We start from the raw sequence: 8,738 nt of genomic DNA, 5'->3' as shown, positions 1-8,738 counted from the left end.
GACGCCATTGACGCGGCGGCGCGGCGCGGCATGGCGTGGGTGGGACTGAGCGACTTCACGGCCTTTCAGATGGCGGTGTTGGCCCAGCGCGGCACGGTGACCTGGGCAGGGCCGGCCCTGATGGAGGATTGGGCGGGTGACGCCGTGGACGAGATCACCTCGGCGTGCTTTGACGATCTGGCGCAGGGGGTAGGGAAGGGGGCTGGTTGGCGGCTGCCGCCCGCTGACCTGCGCGCCCACCCAGAGTTGACCCCTGGCTGGCGGGTGGAAGGCGCCGTGCTGTGGGGCGGCAACCTCTCGATCCTGGCCGGACTTGTGGGCACGCCGTACCTGCCGGCCATCGATGGCGGGCTGCTGTTTCTGGAGGATGTGGGCGAGCACCCGTATCGCATCGAGCGGCTGTTGACGCAGCTGTTGCTGGCGGGGGTACTGAGGAGCCAGCGCGCCATTTTTTTGGGGGCATTCAATCGGTTTACCCTCACGCCGCACGACCGCGGTTTCAACCTGCAAACGGTGGTTGCGTGGCTGCGTGCGCAGCTGCCGGGCGTGCCGGTGCTCACCGGCCTGCCGTTCGGGCATGTGCCGACCAAGGTGGTGTTGCCGGTGGGGCGCGCTGTGGACTGCGTCATCGAAGGACGCGAGGCGCTGCTGCTGTGGGGTTGAGCGCGGCCCCAGTGTTGGCGGGCTGCCCTCAGGCGGGGGTAGGTTGCGCCTCGGTGATCCGGCGCTCGATGTGCGCCAGCGCCTCCTCGACCTGATCGATCAGGATCAGACACACGTCGCCGGGCTGCAGGCGTTGCAGCGCCGCGTCGATAGCAGCGAATTCGCCCCGGATGGCGGTATGCCAGCGTGTCTTCGGGGCATCGCGCAGGCCTTGCTGCAGCAGGGCGATCACTTCGCCGTCGGCGCGGCCGCGCTGGCAGGCGTCTTCGAACAACACCACTTCGTCGAATACCCGTCCGATGAGCCGCGTCTGCTCGACGATGTCCTGGTCGCGTCGGTCGCCAGCGGCGCTGATGACGGCCACGCGCTTGCGCGCAGGCAGGGTCTCGATGACGCGGCACAGCGCGGCGATGGCGTCGGGGTTGTGGCCATAGTCGGCAATCAACGTAGCGCCGCGATAGACGAACCGGTTGAAGCGCCCGGGCACGGTCTGTGCGTCGGCACGGAAGCTCTCCAGGCCGGCGGCAATCGCATCCCACGGCACGCCCACCGCCCACGCCGCCGCCACCGCAGCCATGGCGTTGTCGATCTGGAACGGGATCGTGCCGTTGTCGGTCAGCGGAATCTGGCTAAACGGGATGCGCACCTGCCATCCACCTTCGGCCGCCACCAGGCAGCCGTCGTCGGCAAATACGACGCGCTTGCCCAGCGCGCGTTGGGTGGCGATGACGGGGTGCTGCGCCGACGGGCCAAAGTACGTCACCTGGCCGGGGCAGAACTCGGCCATGGCCACGCAGTGTGTGTCGGCGGCGTTGAGCACCGCTGTGCCGTTGACCGCCACGTTCTGCACGATGACGCGCTTGAGGACGCTGATGTCTTCGACCGTGGTGATGTAGTTCAGGCCCAGGTGGTCACCGCTGCCGATGTTGGTGACGACGGCAACCTGACAGCGGTCGAAGGCCAGACCCTCGCGCAGGATGCCGCCACGTGCCGTCTCCAGCACCGCGGCGTCCACATCGGGGTGCGCCAGCACGCGGCGCGCACTCTTGGGGCCGCTGCAATCGCCGCTGTCGATCTGCCGCCCGTTGACGTACACGCCATTGGTGTCGGTAAAGCCCACGCGCCATCCCCTTTGTTGGAGCAGGTGCGCCGTCAGGCGCACGGTGGTGGTCTTGCCGTTGGTGCCGGTGACGGCCACCAGCGGAATGCGCCCATCCTCGCCCGGCGGGAACATGTGGTCGATGATGGCTTGGCCGACGGGGCGCCCTTTGCCGAATGAGGGGCTGAGGTGCATGCGCAGGCCAGGGGCAGCGTTGACTTCCACGATCCCGCCGCTTTGGGTTTCCAACGGTTCGACGACGCTCTGGCACACGACATCGACGCCGCACACATCCAGCCCCACGGTCAGCGCCGCGGCCACGGCGCGCTGCGCCACCAGCGGGTGCACCTCGTCGGTGACGTCGGTGGCCGTGCCGCCAGTGGACAGGTTGGCGTTGTTGCGCAGCACCACGCGCATGCCCCGCGGAGGCACGGAATCCGGCGTCAATCCCTGCTGGGCCAGCCGGTCGATGGCGATCTCGTCGAGGCGGATGCGGGTCAGCGGTGTGGCGTGGCCGTCGCCACGGCGCGGGTCGGCATTGACCTGATCGACCAGTTCGCGCACGCTGTGCACGCCGTCGCCGATGACCAGCGGCGGGTCGCGGCGAGCGGCCGCCACCAGTTTGCGGCCCACCACCAGCAGCCGGAAGTCGATGCCCGGCAGGTAGCGCTCCACCATCACCTCGCTGCCGTAGTGGCGCGCGGCCTCGTAGGCGGCAAGCACCTGCTCGCGCGTGCTGACGTTGACCGTGACCCCCTTGCCCTGATGCCCGTCGCGCGGCTTGACCACCACGGCGCCACCCAGCTCCTGGGCCGCGCGCCAGGCATCCTCGGCGTCGGCGACTGGCCGACCCAACGGTACCGGCACACCCGCGGCGTGCAGCAGCTTCTTGGTCAGGTCTTTGTCCTGCGCGATATCTTCGGCGATGGCGCTGGTGGTGTCGCACTCGGCCGCCTGGATGCGGCGCTGCTTGCTGCCCCAACCAAACTGCACCAGGCTACCGGAGGTCAGGCGCCGGTACGGGATGCCACGCGCCACGGCGGCCTCCACGATCGAGCTGGTGGACGGCCCCAGACGCACGTCCTCGTCGAGCTCACGCAGGCGCTGCAGTGCGGATGCGACGTCGAAGGCGGTATCGTCACGCGCCGCGTCTAGCAGCTGCAGCGCCAGCTCGAACGCCAGCCGCCCCACCTCCTCCTGCGTATACTCAACCACCACCTGAAAGACGCCCGGATCGGGCGCTGCCATGGTGCGGCTGAAGCTCACGGGGCAGCCGGCGTGCGTCTGCAGTGCCAGCACGGTAACTTCCAGCGCGTGCGCCATCGTCAGCACGCCGCTGGCGGTGGGCTCCGGCAGCATGCCCAGCTGCGGGAAGCGCTCGCGCAGGCGGGCTTCGAAAGGCCCCAGCGACCGCAGATCCAGCTCCTGCGCCGAGCATTCGACCGTCGCCTCGATGGCCGTGTAACGTGACCAGAGATTGGGGCCGCGCAAGGCCCGCAAGCGCGTGACGTTCATGGAGCGGGGAAAACGCAAGGGTCAAGGGGGGAGAGGTACCCCTCGGGTAGGGATTCGAGACCGGCGCGGATCAGCTCGACACTGACGTTCAGGGCCAGTGCCGCGCCCACCGTGGCCAGCAGAGTCGACGCCGACACCTGCGTCAGCAATGCCTGCAGTGTCGGGTGGGCAAGGTCGGCGATCATGCGCTGACCATTGCCGTGGTACAGAATGACGTGCCCGTTCGCGATGCCGAGAAAGCGCCGGCCTTCGGCCACGTGGGCGTCGCGTCGGCTGTGGCCGGTATCGGAGCTGTACAGCAGCACGTCGCCGTCGCACAGCTCGGCCAGGCCGGCGCACACGTCGCAGTCGGCGTTGAGCACCGCGCAGCCCTGGGGCAGCACCACGTCGACCTGGGTGCGCAGCACGCGGCGCATCTGCTCCTGCGTCGTGACATAGTGATCTTCCAGCCCGGTCGGTGCGGAAACGTCGGTGACCACGCCCACCAGGCAACGATCGTACGCCAGCCCCTCGTCCAGGATGCTGCGCGGCGAATTCTCGATCACCGCCAGATCGACTAGGCGGTTCATCAGCAGCCGCTGCCCCGCTTCCCACTCCGAGGGCACGCTGGTGTCCAGACGCTGGCCGTTGAGGCGAATCTCGCCACCACATGCCACACCAACGTTGCGGTCGACGCGCACAAGCAAGGCGCCCAGCAGGCTGGCGATCTGGGCCGTCTGCTGGGTGCCCGTGATGCCAACCACTGGAATGCGGCCTGAGTCGTCGTCCGGAAAGAGATGAGCCACGATGGCTTCCCCCACCGGTCGGGGTATACCCCGCGCAGGCTTGAGGTGCGGCAGCAATCCAGGGCCAGCGTTGACCTCGACGATCGCGCCGCCCTGTGGAATCAGCGGCTGGGTGATGTTTGCGACCACCAGGTCGATACCCGCGATGTCCAGCCCCACGACGCGCGCCGCCAGCGCCGCCCAGTCAGCGATGTCCGGATGCACGTCGTCGGTGATGTCATCGGTGAGCAACCCGGTGCGTTGCACCAACACGACCCGACCCGCCTCAGGTACGCTGTCGGGCTCCAGACCCTGGCGGCGCAGCTCCAGCATCACATCGCGGTTTTCGGGCAGGCGGATGGTGTCCAGTGGGAACTCCTCTTCCTCGCCGCGCCGGGGGTCGCTGTTGATGTCGCGCTCGATGAGTTCGCGCACCGTGTGCACGCCGTCGCCGGTGATGGTGGCGTGCTCGCCGCGCGAGGCGGCCACCATGCGCCCGCCGACGACCAGAATGCGGTGCTCCCGTCCGCGGATGTAGCGCTCCACCATCACCTCCGTGCCTTCACGCTTGGCCAGGGCGTAGGCGGCTTGGAGTTCCTCGCGCGTGCGCACGTCCAGCGACACGCCGCGCGCGTGGTTGGCATCCACGGGCTTGACCACCACCGGCAGCCCGATGTCCTGCGCCGCCTGCCAGGCGTCGTCCACGTCGGCAACGATGCGCCCCTCGGGCACCGGCACGCCGCATTCGGCCAGCAGCCGCTTGGTCAGGTCCTTGTCGCGCGAGATGTTTTCAGCAATCGCGCTGGTGCGGTCGGTCTCCGCGGTCCAGATGCGGCGCTGACGGCTGCCGTAGCCGAGCTGCACCAAATTACCGTCGGTCAGCCGGATGTGCGGAATGCGCCGTGCGCTGGCAGCGTCGACAATGGCCGCCGTGCTGGGGCCAAGCGCGTGGCGGTCGATCAGCGCCATCAGCCGCTTGACCGCCGCGGGCACATCGAACGGCGTGCCGTTGATGGCGGCCATCAGCAGGTCGCAGCCCTCTTGCAGCGCCGCGCGCGCCACCTGCTCCTGGCGGGCGCGGATGACCAGCTTGTAGATGCCGCGCTGGTCGGTGGAGCGGGTTTGCCCGAATCCGGTGGGCATGCCGGCCAGGTTGAGCAACTCAAGGGCGATGTGCTCCAGGATATGACCGGCCCAGGTGCCCTCGCGCAAGCGCTGCAGAAAACCGCCGCGTTCGCCCACGCCACAGTGGTGTTCGATGAGACCCGGCAGCCAGGCAGTCAGCCGTTCGTAAAGGCCGGGCAGCGTGTGTGAGGGGTGGTCTTCGAGGGCGCCGATATCGATAATGGCTTCCAGAGCGGGCCGGTACGTCCACAGATTGGGGCCACGCAGGTGGCGCACACGCAAAAACCGGATGGCGTCGTAGGGCATGAATCAAACTCGGCTGTCTGAGGCGCTCGGGCGGGGCCAAGTCCGGCCCGATGCGTCCAACCCGATTATGATCCGTCGCCGCGCGCTACACGCCGTGATGCCGACACCGAATTGCAACATGTTGTATCCGTCCCCGTCTGACGACCCGCCTTCCAGCGTGCCCGCGCCGTGGCGCGCCGTGGTGGCCAGCGCAGGTGGGACGGGTGGTGCCGCCGCTGCCCTGGTCTGGTTGCTGACCGATTTGGATGCCCGCTTGCACTTCCGGGAGGGACTGCTGTGGCTGCACGGGCGCACCCTGTGCTGGGCCGAGTCGCCGCAGGCGCAGCCGCAGTGCTGGCTGATTGGCCCGGATCTGGCCCTACGCAGCAGTGATCACCACGGCGTCGAGACGCTAGAGCTGTGGCGCGAGATACCCGGGCACGAGTCGCAGCGCTTGGCCGTGTGGCGCTACACGCTGGGCCGGCAGGTGGCAGCGCGCCGCCTGATCGAGGCGTTCGAAGCCGCGCGTGACGCCGCCCCAGATCAAACGCTGGCAGGGGCGGCCGCGCCGCTGCAGTGCCCGGTGTGCCATGCACCGATGGAGCCGGACGATGACGAGTGCGCGGTCTGCGCCCAGGTGGTGCACACGCCGCCGTCGGTGCGCACGCTGCTGCGCCTGTGGCGCTTCGCACGGCCCTACCGCTGGCAGCTGCTGGCAGGCTTTGTGCTGACGCTGGCCGCCACCGCAGCGACACTGGTGCCGCCGTATCTGACCATCCCGCTGATGGACGACGTGCTGATTCCCTACCAGAGCGGCACGCCGGTCGACTGGGGCCTGGTGTGGCTGCTGCTGGGCGGGCTGCTGGGCGCGGCGCTGCTGGCGTGGGTTTTGGGCTGGGCCAAAACCTACATCCTTGCGCTGGTGTCGGAGCGCATCGGGGCCGACCTGCGCACCACCACCTACGAGCACCTGCTCGGCCTGTCGCTGGAGTATTTCGGCAACCGCCGCACCGGCGACCTGATGGCGCGCATCGGCTCCGAGACCGACCGCATCAACCTGTTTCTGTCGTTGCACCTGCTCGACTTTGCCACCGACGTGATCATGATCGCGATGACGGCGGTGATCCTGTTTTCCATCAGCCCGACGCTGGCGCTGGCCACATTGCTGCCGCTGCCCCTGATCGCGTGGCTGATCCACGTGGTGCGCGACCGCTTGCGCACCGGTTTCGAAAAGATCGACCGCGTCTGGGCCGAGGTCACCAGCGTGCTGGCCGACACCATCCCCGGTATCCGCGTGGTCAAGGCCTTTGCGCAGGAGAGGCGCGAGGCGCAGCGCTTTCGCGACGCCAACCGCCACAATCTCGAAGTCAACGACCGTCTCAACCGGCTGTGGTCGCTGTTTTCGCCCACCGTGTCGCTACTGACCGAAGTCGGCCTGTTGGTGGTGTGGGGGTTTGGCATCTGGCTGGTGGCGCGCGGCACGGTCACCGTCGGGGTGCTGACGGCTTTTTTGGCCTATATCGGGCGCTTTTACACCCGGCTGGACTCGATGAGCCGCATCGTCTCGGTGACGCAGAAGGCAGCCGCCGGCGCCAAGCGTATCTTCGACATCCTGGACCACGTCTCCAGCGTGCCCGAGCCTGCCGACCCGGTGCCGCTGACGCGGCTGCAGGGCGCCATCGAGCTGCGCGACGTGACGTTCCGCTACGGCAACCGTGCCGTGCTGCACAACCTGAACCTGACGGTGCGGCCAGGCGAGATGATCGGGCTGGTCGGCCACAGCGGCTCCGGCAAAAGCACACTGGTCAACCTGATCTGCCGCTTCTACGATGTGACCGAGGGCGCGATCCTGGTCGATGGGGTCGATATCCGGCGTTACTCCGTTGCCGACTACCGCCGCCACATCGGTCTGGTGCTGCAGGAGCCGTTTCTGTTTTACGGCACGATCGCGGACAACATCGCCTACGGCAAACCGCACGCGACGCGCGAGGAAATCATCGCCGCCGCGCGCGCGGCGCACGCCCACGACTTCATCCTGCGTCTGCCCCAGGGCTATGACACGCTGGTGGGCGAGCGCGGGCAGGGCCTGTCGGGTGGCGAGCGTCAGCGCATCAGCATTGCGCGCGCGCTGCTCATCGATCCCCGCATCCTCATCCTGGACGAGGCCACCTCCAGCGTGGACACTGAGACCGAGAAGGAAATCCAGAAGGCGCTGGACAACCTGGTGCGCGGCCGCACCACGATTGCCATCGCGCACCGCCTGTCCACGCTGCGCCGGGCCGACCGCCTGGTGGTGATGGAGCAGGGCCGCAAGGTGGAGGAGGGCACGCACGACGAGCTGCTCGCGCGCGAAGGGGCCTACTGGCGGCTGTACCAGGCCCAGCTGCGCCAGGCCGAAGCCGAAGCCGAACGCTGGAGACCGACATGAGCGCCACCCACCCCGTATCTACCGTGCCGGCCACCGATGAGTGGCCGCTGGCGCAGCGTCTGCGGCGCACCGAATCAGGCTGGCTGCAGTGGCGAGACGACGACGGCCAGTGGCTGGGGCCGGTGACGGCGGTGCGGGCGTTCCCGATCCAGGCGCCGCGCGAGCACATCGCGCTCATTGGTCCAGACGGACGTGCGCTGGCTGACCTGCCGTCACTGGATGCGCTCGATCCGCCGGTGCGTGCCTTGGTGGAGGAGGCGCTGGCGGAGAGGGAGTTTTTGCCGCGCATCCTGCGCCTGCGCGAGGTCAGCGCCTTCGCCACGCCCAGCACCTGGACGGTAGACACCGATCGCGGTCCGACACGCTTCGTCCTCAAGGGCGAGGAGGACATCCGCCGCGTGGCGCCAGACGTGCTGTTGATTCAGGACAGCCACGGCGTGCAGTACCTGATTCGCGAGCCGCAGCGGCTGGACCGCCACAGCCGCCGCCTGCTCGACCGCTTTTTGTGATCGGAAAGCGGGGAGCGACCGTTGCGCCGCCGCGCACCGCTGGGGCTGCCGCCCGCCCGGCCTACGGTATCGATGGGTCAACGGGTGTGGCTTGCGGGTGAACGGAAGATATCTCACCTGGCGCGCTGGAACCGACGCAAAACTCACACCGTCCGCCCACGGGGCGGGCTGGCCGTGACAGGCCCCGTGACGCTCTCGCACGGCCTTGCGCTGCGCGCTGGGTTGACCGTTACTTGAGATTGCCACTGAGAAACTGCTGCAGCCGTTCGCTGCGCGGCTGCGTCAGCACCTGCTTCGGGTCGCCTTGTTCCTCGATGCGGCCCTGATGCAGGAAGATGACGTGGTTGGAG

5 protein-coding genes and 1 pseudogene are annotated in these 8,738 nt (G+C 68.4%); 3 read left to right on the top strand and 3 right to left on the bottom strand.

Going from position 1 to position 8,738, the window contains the following annotated elements; genetic code table 11:
• Positions 1-663, top strand: a 663-nt coding sequence (locus V7Z54_RS08750; protein WP_334135903.1) for an LD-carboxypeptidase, incomplete at its 5' end; no start/stop codon positions are given.
• Between the two features lie 28 nt (positions 664-691).
• On the opposite strand, the gene cphA is transcribed toward V7Z54_RS08750, so the two are convergent.
• Both cphA and V7Z54_RS08740 read right to left on the bottom strand, forming a co-directional pair.
• Entirely contained in the window at positions 692-3,277 is a 2,586-nt protein-coding gene (gene cphA, locus V7Z54_RS08745; protein WP_334135901.1) for a cyanophycin synthetase, read from the bottom strand.
• Positions 3,274-5,472, bottom strand: a complete 2,199-nt coding sequence (locus V7Z54_RS08740) for a cyanophycin synthetase (RefSeq protein ID WP_334135900.1) — start codon at positions 5,470-5,472, stop codon at positions 3,274-3,276. Before V7Z54_RS08740 ends, cphA begins: the two co-directional genes overlap by 4 nt.
• Positions 5,473-5,590: 118 nt before the next feature.
• Between V7Z54_RS08740 and V7Z54_RS08735 the strand changes: the two genes are divergently transcribed.
• Positions 5,591-7,879: a cyanophycin metabolism-associated ABC transporter gene (locus V7Z54_RS08735; RefSeq protein WP_334135898.1), complete on the top strand. Its 2,289-nt coding sequence runs from the start codon at positions 5,591-5,593 to the stop codon at positions 7,877-7,879.
• Positions 7,876-8,388 carry a cyanophycin metabolism-associated DUF1854 family protein gene (locus V7Z54_RS08730; RefSeq protein ID WP_334135896.1) on the top strand — a complete coding sequence of 171 codons (513 nt, stop codon included), beginning with the start codon at positions 7,876-7,878 and terminating at the stop codon, positions 8,386-8,388. Before V7Z54_RS08735 ends, V7Z54_RS08730 begins: the two co-directional genes overlap by 4 nt.
• A 229-nt stretch (positions 8,389-8,617) precedes the next feature.
• On the opposite strand, the pseudogene V7Z54_RS08725 reads toward V7Z54_RS08730, so the two are convergent.
• Positions 8,618-8,738: pseudogene (locus V7Z54_RS08725) on the bottom strand (histidine/lysine/arginine/ornithine ABC transporter ATP-binding protein); the annotation flags it as partial.

It is taken from the genome of Tepidimonas sp., from assembly GCF_036824975.1.
Classification (GTDB): Bacteria; Pseudomonadota; Gammaproteobacteria; order Burkholderiales; family Burkholderiaceae_C; genus Tepidimonas.
The sequence above is the reverse complement of the archived record's forward strand: the minus strand, read 5'-3'. Positions and strand labels throughout refer to the sequence as shown.